Origin of the sequence: Prosthecobacter sp. (assembly GCF_044378005.1) — a bacterium.
Taxonomy (GTDB): domain Bacteria; phylum Verrucomicrobiota; class Verrucomicrobiia; order Verrucomicrobiales; family Verrucomicrobiaceae; genus Prosthecobacter.
In genome coordinates, this window is record NZ_JBILYB010000039.1 from 18,880 (window position 1) to 44,087 (window position 25,208).

Genomic DNA, 25,208 nt, shown 5'->3' on the forward strand with positions numbered 1-25,208 from the left:
TATCCAGTTCACAGGCGCACATCGGCTGCGGCCGCGTGCTGCGATGCACCTGCCCGTCATTTCTGGCATAGCCGATATGGTCACGCTGAAACTCATGGCACCGATGCAGGCCATCACCTCCGAGGCCGGATTGTATCTTGATTGAAAAAAAATCGCCCCGCTCACCAGCGGCGACACGCCCACCGCGACCTTGCAAGCCTCGCCGAATGATCCAATCCGCTCCAAACTCCGCAGCCGAGGCTGGGTGCCTACAAAGTTCTATTCGAAGTCCAAAGTCCCGCGCACGCCCGGCAGCGTGGAAGTAGATGCAGCGGATGACGGAGAGAAGGTTTTCGATGCCAACAAAGATGAGTAAATACTTGGGAATTGCACGTTGGCTTAGCACGTCTTTCCGAATGAACCTCGCACGCCTCCAGCCAAACCAATCCGACGAACTGGCAAAGCTCCTTCATGCATCGCTCGATGTCTGGCACCGCACGCGACTGAACACAGATCGATTTGGCACAGACTGGGAACCGTTCCGGTTCACCGTGGATGTTTATGAGGCGCTTGCCCCAGGGTGCTGCGTCGTGGCATTGGATGACTCTGGGGCACTCATCGGATCGGCATTCTTCCATCCGCGTGAGACGCATCTCGGCGTTGGCGTCGTCGCCGTGCATCCCACCGCGTTTGGCTGTGGCGTCGGACGTGCGCTGATGGAGGAAATTATTCGCCATGCCGATGGCAAACCACTGCGCTTGGTCTCGAGCGCGATGAATCTCGATTCGTTCTCGCTCTACACACGGCTGGGCTTTGTGCCCCAGATGATGCTGCAATCCATGACGCTCGATGTCCCGCCATCCGGCTTCGCTGGCTCGAGTGCGCGGATGAGGATGGCGACGATGGCGGATGTGCCAGCAATCGCTGACTTCGAGTTCCGCCTCAACGGCATCCGCAAAGAGAAGGACTACCGCTTCTTCGTGGAGAACCGATCCGACTGCTGGCGGCTCGCACTCATCGAGAAAGCGGATGGCGCGATCTCCGGCTTTCTCGCGGCATCAGCCTTCCCCACGGATAATCTGCTCGGCCAGGGCGTCGCCGAGGATGAGACGACGATGCTGGAGTTGATGCACGGGATGCTGGCCCAGCATTTTCGCGGACAAACCGTGGCCTTCATTCTTCCATCGAGATGTTCGTCACTCGTGCGACAAGCCTACGCCTGGGGCGCGAGGAATCGCGAGACGAATCTGCTCAGCGTCCTCGGCGAAGCCCCGCCGATGCAAGGAATCACTCTGCCAACCTTTTTACCTGAAAGCGGCTGATCATGAAACACATCGTCATTTTTTGCCTCAGCATCACTCTGCAAGATGTTTCGCTGGCTTTTGCGGCGGAGACTGCCGCTAAAGCCGTCACCATCGAGCAAGCCGACGGCGTGTGGTGGTTTCGCTCGCCCACAGAGGGAAACTTCCTTTCCATCGGCGCGAATCATGTGGAGCCGCTTTACTGGCAGAGTCCGCGGAATGCCGACTTCGTGCGCGAGACGTATGGCGGGGAGATTTTTGCCAAAGACGGCACTTTCGATGAGGAGTCGGCGGCAGTGAAAAAGTGGTCGGCGAATGTGGCGGCGAACTTCAAGGACTGGGGCTTCAATACGCTCGGGTTTCACAATCCACTCTCACGTAGCCTTCAGGAAGCCATTGGCGGCTACTATGTGTGCCAGTTGGCGATTCCGGTGTCGTGGGGTTGGAACATGAAGCGGTCGGAACTCGTCGCCAGCTTCGCGAAACGGCCCATGGATGTGTTTGATGAGGCGTTTCGGGCGCAGCTCGATGAGGTGGCCGATCAGCTCGTGAAACCGCGTGCGCAGGACCCGCAATTGCTCGGTTACGCCTACACCGACGGCCCGCCGTGGACGGTGGACGATGATGCGGGCAGCCCGGCCTTTGCCAAACTCTCGCCTGCACAGCAGCAGCTTCATCCATGGGTTCATGCGCTGATGTCTCTGCCTGCCACAGCGGCGGGAAAGCAGGCGTGGATCGCGCTTTTGCAGAAGCGACATGCCGATCCTGCCAAGGCGGCGGCGGTTTATGCGGTGAAGACGGCGACGTGGGATGAACTCGCGGCTTGCACGCAGTGGCATCAGCTTGGCGATGCCAAAGCAGCCGTTGCGGACAGTCGCGCGTTCCTTTTCATCCTCATGCGCCGCTGGTATGAGGAGCGGCATCGCAGCATCCGCCAGCACGACGCTGCGCATCTCATCCTCGGCGACAAGCTGAACATGAATCGCGACCGCAAGTTCCCTGTGCAGCTCGCGAACAGTCTCAAGGCCATGCGTGGCTTCGTGGATGTCATCAGCGTGCAATACTATGGCCCCGCCGACGAGCAGGTGGCCACGCTCGCCATCGTGCATCGCGAAAGCGGCCTGCCCATCATCAATGGCGACACCACCTGCAAGCCCTTCTGGCCCGACAACCCCCTGCGCGGCGAGAATCCCGCGTTTTATCAATCGCTCGGCCAAACCTACGACGAGACACTGACAAAACTCTTCGCCCAGCCCTGGTTCATCGGCTGGCATCACTGCGGCTATATGCGTGGCCTGCGCAAGCCCTACATCGACGCCGTGAAGAAGGGCAACGACAAGGTAGTCGCCAGCTACGAGCAACGCGGCGTGCTTTACCGTGAAGGTTTCATCGATGACCACGAACGCCCCATCGAGCCTATCCTCACCCCGCTGAAAGCCGCCATCGCGAAGTGTGAGGGGCTGCATCGGGGTGGTGGCAAAGCGAGGCAATAACTCATCATCCGAGCACCACATGAACCCTGCCACGCGCCACCACTCCTTTACCTCTGCCGGAGTCGCCACGCTCGGCGCATTCTCCTGAAAGTGATGCGACTATCACCTCGCTGCGGAATGTTCGCGTGGGGGGCAGAGCCGCTGATCGCTATTTGTGACGAAACACTGTTTTGTCACATAAACATCTGCATCTAGCGGCTTATGAATAGACGTCTGAAATGAACTCCATTTGTATCCTCACCCTGATTGGCATCGCATCGACAAGCGTCGTGGCGCAGGAGGTGGTCTTCAGTGCAGAGCAGGTTGTGTTTTTTGAGAAGCATGTGCGGCCGGTGCTCGCGGAGCATTGCTACTCGTGCCATGGCGCTGAGAAGGCGAAAAGCGGGCTGAGGCTGGACTCGCGGGATACGGTGCTGCGTGGCACGGATGCGGGCAAGGTCGTCATTGTGGGTGATCCTGAGGCGAGTTCCCTGATCAAATCCGTGCGTCATGCGCCGGGTGTGGAGCCGATGCCGACGAAGAAGCCGCAGCTCGCATCGGCGCAGATCGAGGCGCTGGCGCAATGGGTCAAAATGGGGCTGCCGTGGCCGAAGGAGGCGACGGTGGCACAGACCAAGCCCAAGTGGCAGGAGCATTGGTCCTTCAAGCCTATCGCCAAACCGGCAGCGCCGACTTCGGTGGATGCGCTGGTCGCTGGGAAGCTGGCAAAGGCGGGCCTGGACTTTGCTCCACCGGCGGATGCGGCGGTGCTGTGCCGGAGGCTGCATCTGAGCCTCACGGGGCTGCCGCCGAGCTTTGAGGAGGTAGAGCAGTTTAAACAGGCATCTGCAGCGACAAACGTGCCGAATGCGGCGGCGGCGTTGATCGACAAGCTGCTGGCTTCTCCGCGCTATGGAGAGCGCATCGGACGCATGTGGCTGGATGTGGCACGCTACGCGGATACTTGGGGCTACGCGGGTCCAGGCGCGGACAATCGTCTGCCGAATGCGCACACCTACCGCGACTGGGTGGTGAAGGCACTCAACGATGATCTGCCCTATGACCAGTTCATCACGCAGCAGCTCGCAGCGGATCATTTGCAGGCTCCCGGCAAGCCGGTGGGTTCGCTGGCAGCGCTTGGCTTTCTTACGGTGAATGACAGCTTCGTGGGCGATGGCACCTTGCAGATCGATGACCGCATTGATGTGATCTCACGCGGCTTGATGGGCCTCACCGTGTCCTGCGCACGCTGCCATGATCACAAATATGATCCGGTGCCAACGGCGGACTACTATGCGCTCTACAGCGTGATGAACAGTTGCGTCGTGCCACCGGAGTTTCCGATCATCGGTGAGTCACCGGACGCTGCGGCAGCGGCGGCGTTTAAGCAGAAGGTGGCGGCGGTGGACGTGAAAAAGAAGGCGTTCCGCGAGGAGGTTTTCAGCGAGCTGCGCAAGCCGGACAAACTGCGCGACTACCTGCTCTTTGCCCAGCGGGCGACTGCCATGACGCCGGACGCATTCAAGGCAACTGCTGCCACGGAGATGTTCCGCGAGAGTGTGGCGACGAAGTGGCGCGACTTCCTCACGACCTACGCGCTGGTGCCGAAACCGCATCCAGTCATGCTCGCGTGGACAGAGTTTGCCAAGCTATTGGAGCCTGAATTCGCAGCGAAGGCACCCGAGCTAGCCCAACGCCTCGCCAAACCCGAGAGCGGTGCGAATGAAGTGCTGCGCAATGAGCTCGCCAAGCGGCCACCGATGAAAAATTTCGGTGAAGTGGCCGCGCTCTATCAGGAGGTCTTTCTCGCCTGCGTCAGCGGTCTCGTGCCGGATAATCCGCCGTGGCTGGAAATGCGCGGACTACTGCAAACTCCCACGTCGCCGATGTCGGTGCCTGCGGATGGCATCGACCAGTTTTTCAACGTGAAGGACAGCCTGCGCATGCAGGAGATAGATAATGAGATCAAGAAGCTCGCTGTCGAAGACCCCGGTGCCCCCATTCGCGCCATGACCATGCAGGATCGGCCGCAGCCTGCGGACGTGAACATCTTCATCCGTGGCAATCCGGCGCGTCAGGGAGCACTCGCTCCACGCGGCTTCCTGACGATGTTTGGCGGGCAGAAGTTCTCGAAGGGCAGCGGCAGGTTGGAGCTGGCACAGAGCATCACCAGCAAGGAGAATCCGCTCACTGCCCGCGTGATGGTGAACCGCGTGTGGATGCTGCACTTTGGCAAGCCTCTAGTGAGCCTGCCCAGCGATTTTGGCATGCAGACGCCGAAGCCCGAACAGGCTGAACTGCTCGATTACCTCGCCGCCACCTTCATGCAGGAAGGCTGGAGCTTGAAGAAGCTGCAACGCCTCATCCTGAACTCCCGCACCTATCAGCAGAGCTGCGCCAGCACGCCCGACAAGGATGTAAAGGACGCGGAAAACGCCCTGCTCTCGCGCTTCAACCGCCTGCGGCTCGATTACGAGCAGATGCGTGACTCCACGCTCGCCGTCTGCGGCTCTCTCAATGTCGCGAATGCAGGTGGACGCGCCACACCACTCGCCGCACCGGAGGTGGACACCCGCCGCAGCCTCTACCTCTTCATCGACCGTGAAGTGCAGGCCAGCGTGCCCGCCATGTTTGACTTTGCGAATCCTGACATTCACAGCCCCCAGCGCTCCGTCACCACCGTGCCGCAGCAGGCCTTGTTCCTCATCAACTCGCCTTTCATTCAAACGCAGTCGGGCAAGCTCGCGGCCACGCTCCAGGCCAGCACCGGAGGCATTGTGGATGCCCGCACCCTTGAGGCGCTGTATCACCGTGTGCTGCTGCGCGGCCCCAAGCCGGACGAGGCCGAGATGGCTTTGCGCTTCGTGAACAGCGCCCCTGCCACGCCAGCTCCAGCACCGCAGAGCCCGCTCGCCCAGCTCGCGCAGGTGCTCCTCATCGGCAATGAGTTCCAGTTTGCTGACTAACCGCTCACCAACACTTCGCGCCCTTATGTTGCCACCGTCCTCCATCACTCGTCGAGATCTGCTCGGCCGCATCGGCATGGGCTTTGGTGCCATGGGGCTTGGCGATCTGCTCGCGGAGACGTCCTCCATTTCACTGAACCCGCTCGTCGCGCGGCAGCCGCCGCTGCCTGCCAGGGCGAAGCGCGTGGTGCATCTGTTCATGAACGGCGGTCCTTCGCATCTGGACACCTTCGATCCGAAGCCATCTCTCGATCAATATGACGGCAAGGCCATTCCCTCGCCGTTGAAGACCGAGCGTCCCACTGGTGCTGGCTTGAAGTCACCGTATGCGTTTCAAAAATACGGCAAAAGCGGCATCGAGGTCAGCGAGCTGTTCGCCAAGACCGCGCAGCACGCGGACGATCTCTGCATCATCCGCTCCATGCACACGGACCTGCCAAACCACGAGCCATCGCTCGGTTTGCTCAACTGTGGCGAGGCGCGGCTCAATCGTCCCAGCCTCGGCTCCTGGATCACCTACGGCCTCGGCTCCATGAATCAAAACCTGCCCGGCTACATCGCCATGTGCCCTGGCGGCATGCCCATCCGCCGCACCAAGAACTGGCAGGCAGGCTTTCTCCCCAGCGCCTACCAAGGTGCCTACGTCAACACCGACCACGAGAGCGTGGACAAGCTCGTCGAGTTCATCCGCAATGGCTCACTCGACAGCAAACGCCAGCGCGAGCAGCTCGACTTGTTGCTGGCCTTCAACCAGCGCCACCTCGCCGAGCGGCAAAAGGACACCCAGCTCGAAGCCCGCATCCAGAGCTTCGAACTCGCCTACCGCATGCAGATGGAGGCCAGCGATGCCTTTGACATCATGAAGGAGCCGGAGGCCGTTCGTGCGATGTATGGAGTGAAGCCCGGCCCGGAGGGTTCTTTCGCCCGCCAGTGCCTCATCGCTCGTCGTTTGCTGGAACGTGGCGTGCGCTTCCTCCAGCTCTGGACGGGCGATGGTCAGCCCTGGGACAACCACGACGATGTGCTCGATCACAAGCCACTCGCCGCCAAAGTGGACCAGCCCATCGCCGCCCTGCTCACCGATTTGAAGCAACGCGGCCTGTTTGATGAAACGCTGGTCATCTGGGGCGGTGAGTTTGGCCGCACGCCCGTCGTCGAACTGCCCACACCTGGCCTCAACGCTGGCAAGCAACGGGGTCGCGACCACAACCCGTACGGCTTCACCACCTGGCTCGCCGGAGGCGGCGTGAAGCGCGGCCACATCCACGGTGCGACTGACGAGTTTGGTTTCGCCGCCGCCGAAAAGCCCGTCCACATCCGCGATCTTCACGCCACCATCCTCCACCTGCTCGGCTTCGATCACCACAAGTTCACCTATCGCTACGCCGGCCTCGATTACCGCCTCACCGGCGTCGAAGAAGGTCCAAAGGTCATCACGGAGCTGCTGGCGTAGTTTTTATTTACCTCATCACCTCTCACATGCGGCTCATTTCATCACTAATCATCTTCGTCACCGCGATCAATCTCTCTGCCGCGCAGCCGAACGTCCTCTTCATCATCGTCGATGACCTCACGACGACGCTCGGCTGCTATGGCAATACGCATGTTCGCACGCCAGGGATGGATGCGCTGGCGGCGCGTGGGGTGCGGTTTGATCGGGCTTACACGCAGTTCGCGTTGTGCAATCCCTCGCGCTGTTCGTTTCTCACGGGCTGCTATCCGGAGAAAACGGGCGTGATGGATCTCACGACGAGCCTGCGCAAGGCATTGCCGAACGAGGTGACGCTGCCGCAACACTTTAAAGACAACGGCTATGCCACCGGACGCGTCGGCAAGGTCTACCATGTGCCTGATCCGAAGACGAAGCTCGATGTCGAACTCGGCTCCGCGCTGCACCGGGACAACGAAATCCTCAGCGAGGCCAAAGCGTCGAACGATCCCGACGACAAACCCCGCACGAAAGCCAAGGGCGATGGCTACAACCGCACGTACGCGGCCTCAACCCGGCCAGCGGCGGATTTCACGGATTACGCGATCGCCGATGATGCCATCGCCACGCTGGAGCAGTTCAAAGCGAAGCCGTTTTTCCTCGCGGTGGGCTTCATCCGGCCCCACACGCCGTTTGTGGCCCCGAAGGCGTTCTTTGAGGCCATCGACAAGACCCAGCTCACACTGCCGCCGTTTTATCGTGAAGGCGGTGAAGACCTTACCCATTTGCCCAAATCCTCGCTGCGGCCCAACAACAACGTTTTCCGCTACGCGGCGCCGACAGCCGATGAAGCTCGCGATGCGCTGCAAGCCTACCTGGCCTCCACGAGCTTCGTGGACTCTCAAATCGCCCGCGTGCTCGAAAAGCTCGATGAACTGCATCTCGCCGAAAACACCATCGTCGTGCTCACCGGTGATCACGGTTACCAACTCGGCGAACACGGCCTGTGGGCCAAGCAAACGCTCTTTGAAGGTGCGAACCATGTGCCGCTCATCATCGCCTCACCCGTTGTGAAGCCTGGAGCCCGCAGCGGCCTCGCCGAGCAAGTGGACATCTACCCCACGCTCTGCGATCTCGCCGGATTGCCCAAGCCGAAGCATCTGCAAGGTCGCAGCCTCAAACCGATGCTCGATGATCCGAGCACAAAAGGAAAACAGGTGGCCATCAGCACCATGATCGCCCCGCACACCAAACAACGCGGCCACAGCCTGCGCACGGATGCCTTTCGCTACATCGTGTGGGAAGGCGGCGAAGAACTCCTCTACGACCTGCGCACCGATGCCAATGAACTCCACAACCTCGCCAAAAACCCCACCCAAGCCGAGCGCATGACGCGCATGCGGGAACGGCTCGCAGCGCATTTGAAGAGTGTGGTTGAGTCCTCTGGACTCAGATGAAAGCTGCAGTCCAGAGGACGGCACTACATTCTCACCTCGGGCAACTGCAAGTCGGTGAACAGCGCTGCGTTTGCTTCAATCCATGAAACTGCTTTTGCTACTCGCCTGTCTCGTCACTCCGCTTTTGGCGGAGGAACTTCCTGTCCTCGCCGCGCCGGATTTTAAATCACCGCTCGATGCATCATGGAAGATTGCGCATGGCATGTATGAGCCGAAGGATGGAGTGCTGGTGTGTGCGGAAAAGGCGGAGAACAAGCATGTGGCGGTGCTTTGGCACCAGGTGGGCTGGAACACGGGCGTGATCGAAATGGAGTTCCGCCTGGATGGCTCGAAGACGTTCATTTTGGGCTGCGATGGCACCACAGCGGCCGGCTTGAAGCATGTGGGGCGATTCGTCGTGACGCCGAAGCAGATCAGTATCGCCGAGGATTCGGTGAAACCGAGCCACACGCTCGCGAAACTGCCAGCGGACCTTAAACCCGGCGTTTGGCACAAACTGCGGCTGGAGTGGAAAGGCGATCAAATCGCCATTCAACTCGATGAACTGGCTTTGCAGGCCCAGCATGCGTTTCTCGCCACGCCGAAGATGCGGAGCTGGATCGCTGTTGGCGGCCAGACGGCCTCGATTCGTTCGCTGAAAATCAGTGGCAAACCTTGAACCCATGAAACGCCTCCTCTTTGTCCTCCTCACCCTCGGTGGCGCTCTGCAAGCTGTGCCACCGAACTTCCTGCTCATCTTTGCCGATGATCATGGCTATGGCGATGTCTCGGCATATCATGCGTCCGATGTGCAGACGCCGAACATTGATCGCATTGGCAAAGAAGGCCTTCTTTTCACCGCGATGCGTGCGAACTGCACCGTGTGCTCGCCCTCACGCGCGGCATTGCTCACGGGACGCTATGCGGATCGCGTGGGTGTTCCGGGTGTGATCCGCACGCAGCCGGAGGGCTCGTGGGGTTACTTCAAACCGGGTGTGCCGACGATCGCGGATGAATTAAAGAAGGCAGGCTATCACACCGGCATCATCGGGAAGTGGCATCTCGGCCTCGAATCTCCCAACACACCGAATGAGCGCGGCTTTGACCACTTCCACGGTTTCCTCGGCGATATGATGGACAGCTACACGACGCATCTTCGCCACGGAAACAACTACATGCGGCTCAATTCCGAAGTCATCGATCCGAAAGGCCACGCGACGGATATCTTCACCGACTGGGCGGGCGATTATCTGCGTGAGCGGGCAAAGTCGAAGGACAAGCCGTTTTTCCTCTACCTCGCCTACAACGCGCCGCATTTTCCCATCGAACCGCCCACCGAATGGCTCGCGAAGGTCAAAGCCCGTGCGCCGCAGCTCGACGAAAAGCAGGCGATGAACGTGGCCTTCGTCGAGCATCTTGATGATCGCATCGGGCGAGTCCTCGCGGTGCTCGATGAGGTCGGTTTGGAGGAAAACACCGTGGTCGTCTTCAGCGCAGACAACGGCGGCTCTGTGCCTCATGCGCAGAACAACGACCCGTGGCGTGGCGGGAAGCAGGATCACTACGACGGCGGTCTGAGAGTGCCCTTCATGATGCGCTGGCCTGCGCAAATCAAGCCCGGCAGCCGGAGCGATTACCAGGGACTGAACTTCGATCTCTTCGCCACCTTCCTCGAACTCGCCGGAGCCAAGCCCTCGCCCGAGCTCGATGCCATGAGCCTCGTGCCCATCCTCAAAGGCGGCACACTCACCACACCACGCGATCTTTACTTCGTCCGTCGTGAAGGCTGGAAAACCTACGGCGGAAAGAGCTACGAGGCGATCATTCGCGGCGACTGGAAGCTCATGCAAAACGACCCGTTCAGCCCGCTGGAGCTCTACAACCTCAAGAACGACCCGCAGGAGAAGACGAACGTCGCCACCAAGGCTCCGAAGATCTTCAATGAACTCTCCACGGCGCTCAGCTGGCACATCCAGCGTGGCGGCAGCACGCCATGGCAGAAGCCGTGACGCTTCGAGAACATGTCCGGTGAACAATCGTGTTTGCGTTCCCTCTGGAGGCGGTGTCGTCTTGAGCACTGTTATCCTATGCGCCCCCTCTTCCTCTTCGCTCTTTGCACTCTGCTTTTAGCTCAGGCAGACGAAAAGCCCTTCACCCTGCTCACCGACGAGCTCCTCGCGAAGCTCCCCGAAGCGCAGCGCAGCGAGTGGATCGCCTACATCGACAAATCGCGTGCCTTTGCCGCGAAGGAGCACCGCCTTCTCGATGAAGAACGCACCAAAGCCGAGGCAAAGCCCGCGCCGGGCAATCGCGCCGAGTTTGAGTTCGATAGCGACACGCCTGCGGAGTGGTTCGCCAGTGCGGAGAATCAGAAGCTCGCCGACATCGTCATCAGCTACCAGACACCCACCGGCGGCTGGTCAAAGGCCGTCGATTACACGAAAGGCCCGCGCCAGCCCGGCACGCACTGGACCTCGCAAAAAGGCGACGCCTGGCACTACTGCGGCACCTTTGACAACCGCACCACGACCGAGCAGATCAAGTTCCTCGCCGGAGTCTTCACCGCCACGAAGCGCGACGACGTGAAAGCCGCGCTGATGAAGGGTCTCGACTACGTTTTCGCCGCGCAGTATCCGAACGGCGGCTGGCCTCAAAACTACCCCGTCGAGCGCGGCTACCACGAGGCCATCACGCTCAATGACGATGCCATGGTCCACATCCTGGAGGTCCTCCACGACCTCGCCGAGGGCGACAACCACTTCGCCTTCGCCGATGCCGCGCTGAAGCAGCGTGCGCAGGCCGCGTTCGACAAAGGCATCGCCAACATCGCCGCCATGCAGGTCCGCATCGACGGCCAACCCACCGTCTGGTGCGCGCAGCATCATCCGCTCACGCTTGAGCCCGTCAAAGCCCGCGCCAAAGAGCCGCCGTCTCTCAGCGGCGGCGAGTCCGCGAACCTCGTGAAGTTCCTCATGCGCAGCGGCCCCACCACGCCCGAGGTCGTCGCCATCATCGAGGCCGCGCTGAAGTGGTTCGACGCCCGCCGCCTCACCGGCCTGCGCAAAACCAAGAATGACCAGGGCAAGACCGACTACATCGCCGACCCCGCCTCCACCGACGTCCTCTGGGCCCGCTTCTACGACCTCCAAACCGCCAAGCCCATCTTCGCCGGTGCCCAGGACGGCATCGTCTATCACACCTTCCACGAAATGGCCGCCAAAAACAAAGTCGCCTACGACTTCTTCAGCACCCGCCCCGCCGAACTCCTCGGCAAGGAACTGCCGAGGTGGAGGAAGCGGCTGGAGAAGGGGAAGTGAGCACCCCCTTGGCTTTTCGAGGCATTTCAGGCCCTTGTATGCAGGCTACCCTCGTGGCAAACTATCTCCGTGAGCACTCAAACAGCCTTCCAACGCGGGGTTTCGCCGATTCTCCAGCTTCTTCTGCGTGGCAAAGAGGATTTGATCATGGCCTCCGAGCCTGATCGGTCACTGCGGGATCGCATCGACCAACTCGCCAGCAAAAGCACCGAAGGCGAGCTTACGGATGAGGAGCAGGCCGAGTATGATGGCTACATTCGGGCGAACAAGTTCATCGCCCTGATGATGCAAGAGGCGAAACGCTTCAAAGCCCAGTCTGTGGCATGACCGAGGCGGTCCGACATCTCGATCAGAGGAACCAATCCAAAAACAAAACCATCAACCAAGTGTGGCCGCGAAAAAGCCCATTATGAAAACGGCATTTTTAATCCTGATTTTGATTTCGCTCTCCGGCTGTTATCTCCTTGATCCAAACCTCCCGATGCCAAAGCGTGAGTATGGCTGTTCATCACAGAATACGATCTCGGTTACAGCACAAACCGGCTTTCGTCGTCCTGGGGTTCATTATGTCTCGAAAGGAACGACCTTGCGCCAATTCTTGGTAATTGCCTCGATACTCCCGAATAGAGAATGGGGCGCCGCCGAGTTTTTTTGCGGTTGTAGGGTTCAACAATTGCGTAACGGCCAAGCCGCAGGGTTTGTAACTCCCGCAAGGCCAACCGAAACACAACTGGATGAAGTCTTGGAAGACGGAGCAATGGTCTCAATCCTCAAGTGGAACAATTGACCCCTGCTGGTTTTCCCCCCATGCGCCTCCTCCTCTTACCCCCTGCTCTCACCACCAGAAACCGTTTGCCAGCAGGGCACGAAGCAGGATCATTCCGCATCGAAAATGAGCTTCCAACAACTCTCAGCCAAGCTCCGCCAGATTCGCTCCAAGATGCCGCGAGTCACCTCCGAGCGTGCCTACGCGCAGATGGAACATCTGATGGGACGGACGACTTCGAGCGCCCCGAAAAAGAATGGGCAGCCCTCCACGTCTGGGCCGAAACACGCGGCCTGATTCTTCCGGCTGGCTTTCCACCGCCAGAGCGTGACGGAGGGCGCGAGCATGATGTGCGCTACGATGCCACGACCGGTCTTTGGTGGAAGTACACCAAGCCCAATCTAGCTGGCTACACCGTCAGTTGGACCGATGGAAAGCCTTGGCTGCACAACGCGTTCCCGCTCGACTATCTGGAACGCATGCTCTGGCAGAACGAGTTGTTTGGCGATGAGGTGAAACTCATCGGCCTCTGGCGTCCAGGGCCGCACGACTGGTCCATCATCACCACTCAACCGCATGTCGAAGGCCAAAAAGCCACGCTGGCCGAACTGGAGCATGCCTTCGCTGAATCAGGCTTCGAAATCCTGCCCTGGCGCGGCCTTGGATATGCGGAGTCATTGTCCGTCCGCAAAGATGACTTCGATGTTTGGGACATTCATCCTGCCAACGTGCTCCTGACCGAATCCGGCCTGCCACTGCCATTTGACGTGATGATCACGCCCATTCCACATCGGCTTCCATCGGGTGAGCATGAGTAGCACCATGCGCCTCCTCCTCTTCGCTCTTTGTCCTTTGCTCTCCGCCTTCCCTGCGGAGCCGCCCAACATGCTCCTCGGAACGCAGGCCATCGGCGGACGGTATCAGTTCACGAAGGACGAGCCGTTGCTGGAGAGCGCGAAACTGATCGCGGAGCTGGGATCGGGCATCATGAAGTTCTCGATCTCGAAGCAGGCCTCGTTTGGCAAAGTGAAGGCGAATGTGCTCAAGAATGAGTTGGGACTGCAAACACTCGCGGAGATCGCGGCGAAGGAGCCGACGCATCGCGCGGTGCTCGACATGCCGTTCACGCACGTTTTCATCTGGGCCTATCCCTTCACCACGCACGGCAGCGCGGGCACCTTTAAGCCTGCGGAGCGGGATCTGGAGTATCGTGAGATGTTTGACCTCACCGCGCATCTGCTGCGAACTTACAGCGGAAGCTGCAAAAAATTCTACCTCGGCCACTGGGAGGGCGACTGGCATCTGCGACCGCACTTTGACCCGAAACAGCCCTTCCCGTCGCCCTTTGGCGACAACTTCATCGCCTGGCTCAAGGTCCGCCAGCAAGCTATTGACGACGCGAAGCGCGACACGCCACATCAAAACGTCGAAGTGTGGCACTACACCGAGGCGAACCTCGTCGAGCCCTTCCTCAAAGGCGGCCAATGCCTCGCCAACGACATCCTCCCGCAGGTCGATGTCGATTTCGTCAGCTACTCCTGCTACGACAGCCTCCAGCGCGGCATCCGCGACGATCTCCACGCCACGCTCAACCACCTCGAGTCCAAGCTGAAGCCCAAGCCCGGCATCTCCGGCAAACGCGTCTTCATCGGCGAATACGGCTTCCCCGCACGGCGCTACTCGCCCGAGGAGCAAAACCGCAAGAGCATCGAAACCATGATCGCCGCCATCGAATGGGGCTGCCCCTTCGTGCTCTACTGGGAGCTCTACGACAATGAAGGCACCCCCGAAAAACCCGGCGGCTTCTGGCTCATCAACGAAAAGAACGAGAAACAGCCCCTCTGGCACACCCACCAGCGCTACTTCGAGTGGGCGAGGAAGCACATCGCCGACTCCCAACAACGCAATGGCAAGCCCATCACCGACGCCGAGTTCCGCGCGGTGGCGCTGGAATATCTCAAGCGTTAGCCCGGCGCAGTCCTCGACGAGTACAGGAATATCGCCTCAAAGGCATCTCCAGGCCTCTTTTTGCCAAGGTTCACGCTCGAAACTACTTTCAACACCGCGTTAAATAAGGCTTCAAACCATGTCCGCATTTTCCGATCCCTTCAAAGAAGCCCGCGCCGCAACAGGCTTGATGCAGTGCCCGTTTCACGGCGAAAACATCACCATGATTCTGCGTCATGAAGATGTGCGCAAAGCTGCGAAGGATTGGCAGACGTTCAGCTCAGACGCTCCCTTCCGCGTACCGATTCCGTCGGAAGAGGATGTCCGCTCCATGCGGCAGCTTCCCATCGAGACAAATCCACCCGAACACACCGACTACCGCGCCATCGCCGAGCCTTTCTTCCAGCGAGCGAAGGAACCGGAGATGATGGCGAAGGTCGAAACGCTGCTCAATGGCATGCTCACGCAAGCGCTGGGTCGTGACTCCATCGAGATCGTGAACGAGTTCGCGCTGCCCGTGCAATCACGGGCACTGACGTATCTACTCAACACTTCCGAGGCCGAAGCGGACACATGGATCGGCTGGGGCATCCACGTTTTCAAAGTGACGGGTGGTGAGTTCAAGAAAGGCACGGTGCTGGAAGATTACCTGCACCAGAAGTTCAACGAGGCCGAGGCGAATCCCGGCGCGGACTTCTTCAGCGCGCTGGTGAAGGCAGAATATCGCGGGCGCAAGCTCACGCGGGAGGAATGCATGGGCTTCGCGAATCTCGCCTTTGCCGGTGGTCGCGACACGATCATCCACACGATCTCCTGCGCGCTCGGTTACCTCGCTGAGCATCCCGAGGCACTGGAGTTTCTCCGCGCTGATCCCAAGCGCATCACGCTCGCCAGCGAGGAGTTTTTCCGCGTCTTCATGCCGCTCACGCATATCGGCCGCGTGTGTCCTGCCGACACGTATGTGAATGGCGTCACTGTGAAAGCGGGCGAGCGCATCTCGCTCGCCTGGGCCTCTGCTAACTTTGACGAAACCGCCTTCCCACAGCCTGAGAAAGTGCGTCTCGACCGCAAACCGAACCCGCATCTCAGCTTCGGCTTTGGCACGCATCTCTGCCTCGGTGCTCCTCATGCGCGGCTCATTCTGCGCACGTTGTTAAAGCTCTGTTGCGACCGTGTGAAGCGCATCACCATCGTGAAAGCCGAAGAACGCGTCGAACATGAAGCCAAATTCGAACGCACGCTTGGCTATGATTCGCTCGTGGTGAAGTTGGAGGCGCTGTAAGTCCTACCACCCGATCAGTCGCGTGATGGCAGCCCGCAGCCCGGTTTCGAGGATCGCTGCCTCGGCGTGGGTGACGGGGATCGTGACTTTCTTCACCGTTTTCGTCGCTCCCTCCTGGCGGGACATGCTCATAAAAAACGGTGCCTTCTGCGGATCATCGCGATAGGTCAGTTCGAAGGCGCTGTTCGCCTTTTCGGACTGGTGGAAGAGCTTCGCCTGCTCCTGGCGGCCTTGCAACGTTGCCAACACACTGCCGAGGTCGTTGAGCCCCCATTTCATGGTGATCTTCGATTCCCAGTCGAACTGCTTCTCGCCGCTCTGTGTCGCTGCATCGACGAAAACGGCTCCTTTGGTGCGATTGAACTCAAAGCGGATCACACCGCCATTGCCGCGACCGTTTGGCTTGTAGATCGCATATTCGGCGTTGGGCTTCGCGGTGGCAGGAGTAGCGGATTTCGCATTCATGGCAGTCGGAGCCTAAAACAATCGGCGGTTTGACGTAAAGGCCAAATTGCCGGATCCGACACCGCATTTGCTGAGATGTGGAGCGCCCGAGCTCCGTTGTAGGCGGCACTTTATGCGCCGACTTATTCTTCTCTCACTCCTCGGTTCCTCCGCACTTTACGGCCAGGACGGCTTCAAGCCGCTCTTCAATGGCAAAGACCTCACGGGCTGGGATGGGAATCCGGAGCTTTGGAAGGTGGAGAATGGCGAGATCGTCGGCAGGACGACGGGGCCGGAGCAGTTGAAGTACAATCAGTTCCTCATCTGGCGTGGCGGGGTGCTGAAGAACTTCGAGTTGCGGGTGAAGGTGAAGCAGAAGGGCAACAACACGGGCATTCAGTATCGCAGCCGGGAGTTTGCGGAGACGGGCAAGTGGTCGGTGGGTGGGTATCAGTGTGACATTCACTCGGCCGCGCCGAACAATGCGATGGTCTATGGCGAGAAATGGGGCGGCATTCTGGTGCAGAACGGCCAGAGCGTGGTGATCGACCTCGAGGGCAAAAAGTGGCTCGTGGCGGAGCGTGAGCCGGTGAGCGTTGACATCGCGGAGTGGCATGAATACACGGTCATCGCGCAGGGGAATCATGTGGTGCATAAGATCGACGGGCAGATGACCATCGATTTGCTCGACTTCGGGACGAAAACTCAATTGCTCGAAGGTTTGCTCGCGTTTCAGCTTCATCGCGGTCCGGCGATGGTGGTGCAGATCAAGGACGTGATGCTCAAGGAGTTGCCGGAGGCTCCGGTGCCTGCGTTTGACAAAAACGTGATCGCCAACGCGAAGCCGGTGGAAAAGGCGGATGCGAAGTCGAAGGGCAAAGGCAAGGCGAAGGCCAACTCGAAGGCCGAAACGGCGGCAGCACCAATCAAGGCCTCTTCGGAGTGGAAATGGCTCTGGAGTGATTCGCCGGATGCGAAAAGCGCGGCGCGGCTGAAGAAGGAGTTCGATCTCGGCGACGCGAAGGTGAAGGAAGCGATCCTGCGGGTGAGCTGCGACAATGGCGCGGAGGTTTTTCTCAATGGCGAGCCGGTTTTGACGAATCCTGACTGGCAGCGGCCCACGCAGGCGAATGTGACCAAAGCGCTGCGCAGCGGCAAAAACGAGCTGCGGGCCGAGGCGACGAACAAAGGCAGCGCGGCGGGTTTTCTCGCGGTGCTGACGCTGAAGCTCGCGGATGGCAGCGAGCGCGTGATCTTCACCGATGCATCGTGGTCGGCTGCGGCTCCAGGAACGGAAGAGTGGAAGTCGGCGAAGGTCGTGAACACGTATGGCAACAAGCCTTATGGCGAGATCTTTGATCGCTCGCGTCAAAAAGAGACGAAGCCGACTTCGGATGAAGTCATCGCGCAGAAGGACATCAAAACGCTGCCGGGCTTCAAGGTGGAGATGCTGCACAAGGTTTCGAAAGAGAGCGAAGGCTCATGGGTGGGCCTCACGGTCGATGATCGCGGCCGTTTGCTCGCCACGGATCAATACGGCGGCCTCTTCCGCGTCACGCCGCCGCCGGTGGGCAGCGGTGACAAGGCGCAGGTGGAGAAACTCAGCGCCGAGATCAATGGGGCGCATGGTTTGCTGTATGCCTTCGATAGTATTTACGCGTTGGTAAATGAGAAGCCGAATGTCGCGGGCTTGTATCGACTGCGCGACACGAAGGGCACTGGGCAGTTCGATGAGAAGACGCTGCTGCGCGAGATCAAAGGCCAGGGCGAGCATGGCAATCACAGCATCACGCTCTCGCCCGATGGAAAGAGTCTCTACATCGCGTGTGGCAATGGCACCGCGCAGCCGCCGATCGAGCACACACGCGGCTCGCGGCCTTTTGCGGATGATCAAGTCGTGCCGCGCACGAGCAAAGGCGCTGAGTTCTCCGACACGGAGCCGCAGGCCTTCACGTGCAAGGTTTCGCCGGATGGAAAACGCTTTGAGATGATCGCCGACGGCTTGCGCAATCATTTTGATACGGCCTTCAACGCGCTCGGTGATCTCTTCACCTACGACAGCGACATGGAGTGGGACGCGGGCACGCCGTGGTATCGGCCCACACGCATCTATCATCTCGTCAGCGGTGGTGATTACGGCTTCCGCGAGTCATCGGGCAAGCTGCTCGGCTACTGCCCAGACATTGTGCCGCCGCTGGTCGATGTGGGGCCGGGTTGCCCGACCGGCGTCGTGAGCGGACTTGGCGCGGCGTTTCCCGCGAAGTATCAACACGCCATCTACGCCTGCGATTGGACCTACGGCACGCTTTACGCCGTCGTGCTAACGCCAAAGGGCGCAGGCTACGACGCGAAGCTGGAGGAGTTCGTCTATGGCAAGCCCTTGCCGCTCACCGATGCCGTCATCGGCAAGGACGGCGCGATGTATTTCGCCATCGGCGGACGTCGCACGCAGTCGGCGCTGTATCGCGTGACCTATGAGGGCAAAGAGAGCACCGCGCCTGCCGCCGCACCCGTCGAGACGCCGGAGCACAAGCTGCGTGTCGAGCTGGAGCGCCTGCACGAAGAAGGCACCGGCCCGGAGGCCATCGACCAAGCGTGGCCACATCTCGGACACGCGGATCGTCTCGTGCGCTACGCCGCCCGTGTGGCCATCGAGCGCCAACCGTCGAAGCTTTGGGCCGCGCGTGCTTTGAAGCAAAGCGAACCCTGGGCGGTGATCGAGAGCGGTGTCGCGCTCGCACGCATGGGCGGCAAAGAAAATCAGGCCGCACTGCTTGCGATGCTCCATGCGCTCGACTTTGCGCAGCTCGACTTTGCGCAGCTCGATGCCGCGCAGCAGCTCGCGCTCGTGCGTGTGTATCAAATCAGCATCGCTCGCCATGGCCTGCCGGAAGGTGATTCGCTCACGAAGACCATCGCACGGCTCGACGCTGTGTTTCCTGCAAAGACGAACGACCTTAATCGCGAGCTGTCACGCACACTGGCAGCGCTTGGCTCCTCCGAAGTCGTCGCGGAGACGATCCAGCTCATGCGCGCGGCGAAGGACGATCCCGTGTCGTGGCTCTCCGTTGAGCGCATGGCCCGCAACGACCGCTACGGTCCCAACTTCCTCCGCAGCGGCGATGCACGGCCAAACACGCAGCAGATCGCGTATGCCTACGGCCTGCGCTTTGCCAAGAACGGCTGGACGCCCGAGCTGCGCCGCGAGTTCTTCGCGTGGTTTGCCAAAACGGGCCCGTGGCTCGGCGGGAACCAGTTCCGCGGCTTCATCGACACCATCCGCAATGATGCGCTCGCTTCCGTGCCAGACGCCGAGGAGCGCAAAAAACTCGCCGTGCTCGCCACACCGAAATTTATCGCCATCAAGCCCGAGGCGATCAAACCTCCCAAAGGTCCCGGCAAGGTGTACACCGTCGATGAAGTCACCGCGTTGGCCTCGAAGGTGCAAAGCGGCCGCTATTTCGACCGCGGGCGCGAGCTTTTCATCGCCGCTGCGTGTCAGGCCTGCCATCGACTCGGCAACGAAGGCGGCGGAGTCGGCCCCGATCTCACCGCCGCAGGCAATCGCTACACGCTGCGCGACCTCGTCGAAAACATCGTCGATCCCAGCAAGGTCATCTCCGATCAATACGAGAGCAGCATCCTCACGCTGAAAAACGGCACCACCGTCATCGGCCGCATCACCGCCGACGAAGGCGGCATCCTCCAAGTCGCCACCAACCCCGCCGCCCCCGGCCAAACCACCGACGTCCGCCACGACGCCCTCCAAAGCCGCCAAGTCTCACCGACCTCGCTGATGCCTCCAGGTTTGATCAACGCCATGAACCCCGACGAAGTCGCCGACCTGCTCGCCTACATTTTGTCCGGCGGAGACAAGCGGGGGAAGATGTTCAGGAAGTGAAGCTCAGCCCTGACCTCACTATGAAACGCTTTCTCTCTGTGTTCCTCTGTGCCCTCTGTGGTTTCACTCAGGCTGCCGACAAACCGAACATCATCCTCTTTTACACCGACGACCACGGGCACGCCGATCTCGGCATCCATGGCGTGGTGAAGGACATCCAGACGCCGAACCTTGATGCACTTGCTCGCAGCGGCGTGGTGGCGACGCATGGTTACAGCACCGCGCCGCAGTGCGTGCCTTCACGCGGCGGCGTGATGACGGGGCGGTTCCAGGGCCGCTTCGATCTCGACAACAACGGCTCCGCGCTCGACGGCTTCAACAAGCAGACCACCATCGCCACGCGACTGCAAAACGCGGGTTACGCCACGGCGCAGTTCGGCAAGTGGCACCTCGGGCCCACGGACGCGATCACGAAGCATGGTTTTAAGCATGTGTTTTCGCAGAACGCGCAGCGGCCCTTCTCGGCGAACATCACGCTCGATGGCCAGGACCGCCCGATGAGCGACCTGCCGCCGAGCGAGTATCACCTCGATGGCTGCTCGAAGGCCGCTGCGGCGATCATCGAGCGCTACAAGGACCAGCCGTTCTTTCTCTACGTGGCCTATCGCGGCCCGCACACGCCGCTGGATGCGCCGAAGCGCTACATGGACCGCTTCCCCGGCGAGATGCCGGAGCGGCGGCGTGCCGCGCTGGCGATGCTCTCGGCCATCGACGACGGCGTGGGCCTCATCACCAGCACCTTGAAGAAGCACAGCCTCACCGAAAAGACGCTCATCTTCTTTATCGGTGACAACGGTGCCCCGCTGAAGATCCACAAGGTCGATTCCCCACTCAACGGCGATGCCGGTGGCTGGGACGGCAGCCTCAACACGCCACTCAATGGAGAAAAAGGCATGCTGGCCGAAGGCGGCATGTCCACCCCCTTCCTCATCGCCTGGCCCGGCACGATCCCTGGTGGGCAGGTTTATGAGCATCCCGTGAGTGCGCTCGACGTGGCCGCCACAGCAGTTGGAGTCCAGCCTTCAGGCGACTCTGAAAAATCGGCTAAAGCCTCGACTCCAACAGACCTCGACGGAGTCAATTTGCTGCCCCACCTCACTGGCGAAAACAAAGCGCCGCCGCACGACGCCCTCTACTGGCGCTGGATGGCCCAGAGCGCCATTCGCGAAGGAAACTGGAAACTCCTGCGCGGTGGTGATCGCGAATACCTCTACGACCTCGCCACCGACCGCGAGGAGAAGCAAAACCTCGCCACGAAGCACCCCGAGATCGCCACGCGACTCCGCGCCAAGCTCAAAACCTGGGCCGACGGCCTCACTCCACCCGGCATGGCCCTCGGCCCCATGGCCGCGACTTGGAACGACTACTTCGATCACTACCTCGAAGGCAAAACCATCGCCCCACGCGCCGAAGCGCCCGCCGCCACCGCTTCCGAAACCCACGGCTGGGAAGCCCGCAACGGCCAATTCACCGCCAAAGACGGCCTTCTCATCCTCACACCCGACAAAGCCGACAAACCCACCTTCATCACGAAAGCCAAGCTCAAGCTCGCCGGTCCCGTCACCGCCAAGCTCACCCTCAAAAGCGCCGCCACCGGCCAAGGCGTGATCGCCTGGCGCAACGACGGCGACAAAGACTTCCTCCCTGCCAATCGCCTCACCTTCCCCCTCCAAGCCACAGCCGATTGGCAAACGCACACGCTCGAAATCCCGACGACTAGCCGCGTCATCCATGTGCGGGTGCATCTGACTGCGGGTGCGGCAGAGTTTCGGGAGATTGAGTTGAAGGGGGGAAATCGTTAGTTTCGCCTATCTCCTAGGACTTGTTGCCTTCAAACCATAGCTCGTCTGTTGCTCAGGGGGAAACTGCTCTTGCCATCATGTGTAGCATAGCCTTTCTAGACTGTGTCTGGCAGATAGCTCACAGGCTAGAAAGCCTATGCTACTTCGGGGCGCTTCACCCAAAGCCACTTCATTGCCGCTACACCGAGCCACGGTGCGAGACCGGCGATGACGAGACCTTGATCGTACGAATGCGTGGTGTCAGCGATCCAGCCGAAGAGCTTGTGCAGTGGTGAAGTCACCGCCCACACCCACATGCTGAGCAGGCCCGTGAGCCGCCCCACATGATGCGCGGACAGCTCCTGCACAAAGCTGTAGTAGCAGGGAAACAGCGCCAGCGCTCCGGCACCGATGATGAGTAACACACCGAGCAGCGGCCAGCCTTTTTCCATCGACGGGATCAAAACGCTCAGCGAGGTCAGCAGACAAGCTCCGGCATAGACCCAGCGGCGTGCGTCATGCGCACTGAGGCTGCGTTTGCGGATCAGCCAGAGGGAAATGAGGCCCGCGAGGAAGCAGCCGACATCGGTGGAGATGTAGTAGGCGGATTGGAAATCCAGCGCCGCAGCCTCGGTGTAGCCGCGCCCGGTTTGCAGGAACTTCATCATCCACACGCGGTAGATGTGCCACACAGTCTGCGTGCCGGTGATGAGCAGTGCCAGAGCCCAAAAGCTGCGGCTGAAGAGGATGTCGCACAAAGGCAGACGCGGCTTGTCTATTGGTGGTATCTTTGGCGCGGCATCCAGCCCGCTCCCACGCATCATGATGAGCCACACCACCACCCAGAGGAGCCCAAAAGCCCCCACGACCACAAAGGCAGCACGCCATGAGCCCACCTGCTCCGTCATCAGCAGCTTCATCACCTGCGGCGTGATGATTGCCCCGATGGAGGCGCCGCTTTGCAGCACGCTGTTTCCCATCGTCCGGTCCTTTTCGCTCAGCAGGGCAAAGGTCGTCTTCAGTGCACAAGGCCAGTGTCCGGCTTCGAAAAAGCCGAGCGCCGTGCGACAGACGAGGAGCTGTGTGTAGCTCTCCGTCCAGCCCGAGATCATGCCCATCACCGACCATCCCGCGAGCACGCAAGGATACAGCCAGTAAACGCGAAACCGGTCCGCCATGAATCCGAACACGAGCGACCCCACAGCAAAAGCCCAACCAAAGGCAAGTTCCAGGTTCCCATACTGCTGCTCGCTCAGGCCGAACTCCTGCGTCACCCGCACTGACGCATTCGCCAGCGTGACGCGGTCCATGTAATTGATCGTCGTCGCCAGCAGCAGCAGGCCGGTGATCCACCATTTCCAAGATGAGGAGCGGGAGTTAGAAATCATGGTTTTGATGATGAGCTTTGAACACGCCGATAGTGCATCCAATACAAGTGTCTGAAATTCTCCTTTGGCACTGGACCCCAGACGCGTGAATCAGAGCTGTTCGAAGTATTGTCACCAACCACGAAATAGTGGTCATTTGGAACTTTATAAGGCTCGGTTAGAGCATAAATCCCTGTGAAGCCTGGATTGATGTACTCAACCACAGGAGTCCCAAAAACCTCAACCTGAGGTTTACCGTTCACCCAAAGCCTTTTGTCTCTGACAACGAGTTCATCACCTGGAAGGCCTATGACCCGGTGAATGTACATCTGAGGCTTTTCGGTGTAGATTCCCTTAATGCCTTCCGTGCTAAACGAACGCACATCTCCTCGCTGAATAGTTTTTGAATGGGATGAAAACGCCTCCACTACAATGTTATCCCCAGGGTTGAGGAATGGCGTCATTGAGCTGGTCGGTATCTCATAGAATCCAACCCATCCAAACACTCGAAAGAGGATCGTGATGAGGATTAACAGGCCAAAGCCAACTCCAGCAACGATCAAGATTCGGTCAAAAAGCTTTCTCATATAGAATCATCCTTCCCAAGTTTTCCCATCCCACACGATCATCCGGCGCAGCATTGCCACCGTGCCAGCGGTGAATGTTTGGAACAAGGCCTCCCCCTTCTCCGCACTCGCGGTGTTGGGATCACCGACATGGCCGGGCTCGCTGCGGTCGGTCATGATCCAGCCGCGTGAGGCGGGCTCGAAGGAATTGCCAAAGGGGACATTGCCCACGGTCGTGTGTCCCTTCACCAGATGCGGGGCGAGGAGCAGGATCATGGAGGTTTCCCATTCGCAAGCATGCCCCATGACCTGCTGCCTCAGATCAGGGTGCGCGCTCGCCGGATCAGGAACGAGATTCCAGTAGGTGGCGAAGAGCAGCAGCAGTTCACTCCGCGAGCGATGCTTCTGCCGCATCTCGAAGACCGCCTGCTTCCCTGGCACATCATTCCCGCCGTGTCCGTTCAGGATGATCAGTCGCTTGAAGCCATGAGCGATGAAATTCTCCAGCATCCCGCAAAGCAGATCCAGATAGACGCGCGGCTCGGCGGACATCGTGCCCGGAAACTCCATGTGATGATGCGAGTTACCGAGCCATTGCAGCGGCGCAAACAGCACCTCCTCCTTCAGTTCCACCTCTGCTCTTCGAGCGATCTCACCCATCAGCATCGAGTCCGTGAAGACCGGCATATGCCGCCCATGCTGCTCCAGAGCCGCCACAGGAAATACAACAGGTGTGTCTTTGCTAAGGGCGGCGATGTCAGGCCAGGTGAGGTCAGCGAGGAGCATGGAGGAAGAGCTTTTGGGAAGGTGAGAAGAACGGCTCAACGCAAAGAAATCACTCAGGGTTCCACCGTATCAGATCGAGAGAACTATTGCTTTGAAGAGGGTTTTTATCGTGCCGAATGTCAATTTTCATCATCCATGGGTAGTTTCTCTCAACTCCATCGACTTGTTAAATGTTGTCGTTATCCAAAGGGTGGCGACAGCCATTGCCGTCCTATACTTTGCAGAGGGTTGGAGTCATCACCGAATATGTAGTGCTAGTGGATGAGCGGTCTCAGCGTGATGAATGCGAGTGCCCAGCGTGGTGGAATGGAGCCTTTAGGTCTAGCCATTCATGCCTGAAAAATTGTGTTGGATTAGGCCGTGTTTGAAAACCTGTCGATTGGCAAAGTTGAAGGGGTGGTGTAAATAAGGCGACCGATGAAAACACAACGCTTCGCATGGTGGGGGCCGCTCAAAGAGCGGCTCAAA

General features: G+C 59.8%; 20 protein-coding genes. 16 read left to right on the forward strand and 4 right to left on the reverse strand.

The window, feature by feature from the left end:
• Positions 1 to 190: 190 nt before the first annotated feature.
• The 14 genes from AC6FTP_RS10115 to AC6FTP_RS10180 all read left to right on the forward strand — a co-directional run bounded on the left by AC6FTP_RS10115 (position 191) and on the right by AC6FTP_RS10180 (position 15,895).
• The gene (locus AC6FTP_RS10115) at positions 191 to 355 is read left to right on the forward strand and encodes a hypothetical protein (protein ID WP_497206792.1); all 165 of its coding nucleotides are present in this window, start codon (positions 191 to 193) and stop codon (positions 353 to 355) included.
• Between the two features lie 40 nt (positions 356 to 395).
• Positions 396 to 1,301 carry a GNAT family N-acetyltransferase gene (locus tag AC6FTP_RS10120; RefSeq protein ID WP_497206793.1) on the forward strand — a complete coding sequence of 302 codons (906 nt, stop codon included), beginning with the start codon at positions 396 to 398 and terminating at the stop codon, positions 1,299 to 1,301.
• A 2-nt stretch (positions 1,302 to 1,303) separates the two neighbouring features.
• Positions 1,304 to 2,773: a hypothetical protein gene (locus AC6FTP_RS10125; RefSeq protein ID WP_497206794.1), complete on the forward strand. Its 1,470-nt coding sequence runs from the start codon at positions 1,304 to 1,306 to the stop codon at positions 2,771 to 2,773.
• A gap of 218 nt (positions 2,774 to 2,991) precedes the next feature.
• Positions 2,992 to 5,718, forward strand: coding sequence for a PSD1 and planctomycete cytochrome C domain-containing protein (locus AC6FTP_RS10130; RefSeq protein WP_497206795.1), 2,727 nt, complete (start codon positions 2,992 to 2,994; stop codon positions 5,716 to 5,718).
• Between the two features lie 25 nt (positions 5,719 to 5,743).
• A complete protein-coding gene (locus AC6FTP_RS10135) occupies positions 5,744 to 7,171 on the forward strand; it encodes a DUF1501 domain-containing protein (RefSeq protein WP_497206796.1) in 1,428 nt (475 codons plus the stop codon).
• A gap of 26 nt (positions 7,172 to 7,197) precedes the next feature.
• A complete protein-coding gene (locus AC6FTP_RS10140; RefSeq protein ID WP_497206797.1) occupies positions 7,198 to 8,604 on the forward strand; it encodes a sulfatase in 1,407 nt (468 codons plus the stop codon).
• 82 nt (positions 8,605 to 8,686) lie between these two features.
• On the forward strand, positions 8,687 to 9,262 hold the full coding sequence (locus tag AC6FTP_RS10145) for a hypothetical protein (protein WP_497206798.1): 576 nt from the start codon (positions 8,687 to 8,689) through the stop codon (positions 9,260 to 9,262).
• Between the two features lie 4 nt (positions 9,263 to 9,266).
• Positions 9,267 to 10,592 (forward strand): sulfatase family protein, encoded by a 1,326-nt coding sequence (locus AC6FTP_RS10150; RefSeq protein ID WP_497206799.1) that lies wholly within the window; start codon positions 9,267 to 9,269, stop codon positions 10,590 to 10,592.
• 78 nt (positions 10,593 to 10,670) lie between these two features.
• Positions 10,671 to 11,900: a pectate lyase gene (pelA, locus tag AC6FTP_RS10155; RefSeq protein WP_497206800.1), complete on the forward strand. Its 1,230-nt coding sequence runs from the start codon at positions 10,671 to 10,673 to the stop codon at positions 11,898 to 11,900.
• A 69-nt stretch (positions 11,901 to 11,969) separates the two neighbouring features.
• A complete protein-coding gene (locus AC6FTP_RS10160) occupies positions 11,970 to 12,227 on the forward strand; it encodes a hypothetical protein (RefSeq protein WP_497206801.1) in 258 nt (85 codons plus the stop codon).
• A gap of 82 nt (positions 12,228 to 12,309) precedes the next feature.
• Positions 12,310 to 12,687, forward strand: a complete 378-nt coding sequence (locus AC6FTP_RS10165; RefSeq protein ID WP_497206802.1) for a hypothetical protein — start codon at positions 12,310 to 12,312, stop codon at positions 12,685 to 12,687.
• A gap of 20 nt (positions 12,688 to 12,707) precedes the next feature.
• Positions 12,708 to 13,484 carry a hypothetical protein gene (locus AC6FTP_RS10170; protein ID WP_497206803.1) on the forward strand — a complete coding sequence of 259 codons (777 nt, stop codon included), beginning with the start codon at positions 12,708 to 12,710 and terminating at the stop codon, positions 13,482 to 13,484.
• 4 nt (positions 13,485 to 13,488) lie between these two features.
• Positions 13,489 to 14,634 carry a hypothetical protein gene (locus tag AC6FTP_RS10175; protein WP_497206804.1) on the forward strand — a complete coding sequence of 382 codons (1,146 nt, stop codon included), beginning with the start codon at positions 13,489 to 13,491 and terminating at the stop codon, positions 14,632 to 14,634.
• Between the two features lie 118 nt (positions 14,635 to 14,752).
• The gene (locus tag AC6FTP_RS10180) at positions 14,753 to 15,895 is read left to right on the forward strand and encodes a cytochrome P450 (protein ID WP_497206805.1); all 1,143 of its coding nucleotides are present in this window, start codon (positions 14,753 to 14,755) and stop codon (positions 15,893 to 15,895) included.
• A 3-nt stretch (positions 15,896 to 15,898) separates the two neighbouring features.
• On the opposite strand, the gene AC6FTP_RS10185 is transcribed toward AC6FTP_RS10180, so the two are convergent.
• On the reverse strand, positions 15,899 to 16,360 hold the full coding sequence (locus AC6FTP_RS10185; protein WP_497206806.1) for a hypothetical protein: 462 nt from the start codon (positions 16,358 to 16,360) through the stop codon (positions 15,899 to 15,901).
• 112 nt (positions 16,361 to 16,472) lie between these two features.
• Between AC6FTP_RS10185 and AC6FTP_RS10190 the strand changes: the two genes are divergently transcribed.
• Positions 16,473 to 20,240: a 3-keto-alpha-glucoside-1,2-lyase-like domain-containing protein gene (locus AC6FTP_RS10190; protein ID WP_497206807.1), complete on the forward strand. Its 3,768-nt coding sequence runs from the start codon at positions 16,473 to 16,475 to the stop codon at positions 20,238 to 20,240.
• Between the two features lie 20 nt (positions 20,241 to 20,260).
• Positions 20,261 to 22,042: a sulfatase family protein gene (locus AC6FTP_RS10195; protein ID WP_497206808.1), complete on the forward strand. Its 1,782-nt coding sequence runs from the start codon at positions 20,261 to 20,263 to the stop codon at positions 22,040 to 22,042.
• Positions 22,043 to 22,176: 134 nt separating this feature from the next.
• On the opposite strand, the gene AC6FTP_RS10200 is transcribed toward AC6FTP_RS10195, so the two are convergent.
• From AC6FTP_RS10200 to AC6FTP_RS10210, 3 genes are read right to left on the reverse strand one after another with little or no spacing between them, the layout of a single operon-like run.
• Positions 22,177 to 23,409 (reverse strand): MFS transporter, encoded by a 1,233-nt coding sequence (locus tag AC6FTP_RS10200; protein WP_497206809.1) that lies wholly within the window; start codon positions 23,407 to 23,409, stop codon positions 22,177 to 22,179.
• The gene (lepB, locus tag AC6FTP_RS10205) at positions 23,406 to 23,975 is read right to left on the reverse strand and encodes a signal peptidase I (protein ID WP_497206810.1); all 570 of its coding nucleotides are present in this window, start codon (positions 23,973 to 23,975) and stop codon (positions 23,406 to 23,408) included. Before lepB ends, AC6FTP_RS10200 begins: the two co-directional genes overlap by 4 nt.
• A 6-nt stretch (positions 23,976 to 23,981) precedes the next feature.
• Positions 23,982 to 24,740: a creatininase family protein gene (locus tag AC6FTP_RS10210; protein WP_497206811.1), complete on the reverse strand. Its 759-nt coding sequence runs from the start codon at positions 24,738 to 24,740 to the stop codon at positions 23,982 to 23,984.
• Positions 24,741 to 25,208: the final 468 nt, after the last annotated feature.